The following is a 292-nucleotide window of genomic DNA, read 5'->3' as shown; positions in this document are numbered from 1 at the left end:
TTTGCGACAGGCTTTTTAGCAGTAGCAGTAGGCGGTATTGTAAAAGCAGTAAAAGACTACCTTTTGCGTAAAGGCGGAGAAAAAGCGGTGATTATCGCTGAAATCCTAGCCAAGAATGCAGTGAATGCCGTTGAGCAGGTGGCTGCTGAGACAGGTTATAAAGGTGATGAAAAATTGGCACAGGCTCGTGCTAAAATCCGTGCAGAGCTGATCAAATATAACATCAGTATGACCGACAAGGACTTGGATACTTTTGTTGAGTCAGCCGTGAAACAGATGAATGACGCTTGGA

1 protein-coding gene is annotated in these 292 nt (G+C 44.5%); it reads left to right on the top strand.

From position 1 onward, the window contains the following. A partial coding sequence (locus HT721_RS10520) for a phage holin (RefSeq protein ID WP_173229782.1) occupies positions 1-292 on the top strand: 292 nt, incomplete at both ends.

This window comes from Streptococcus sp. 4094 (assembly GCF_013277125.1).
GTDB lineage: Bacteria > Bacillota > Bacilli > Lactobacillales > Streptococcaceae > Streptococcus.
This window is presented reverse-complemented; position numbering and strand designations above follow the sequence as displayed.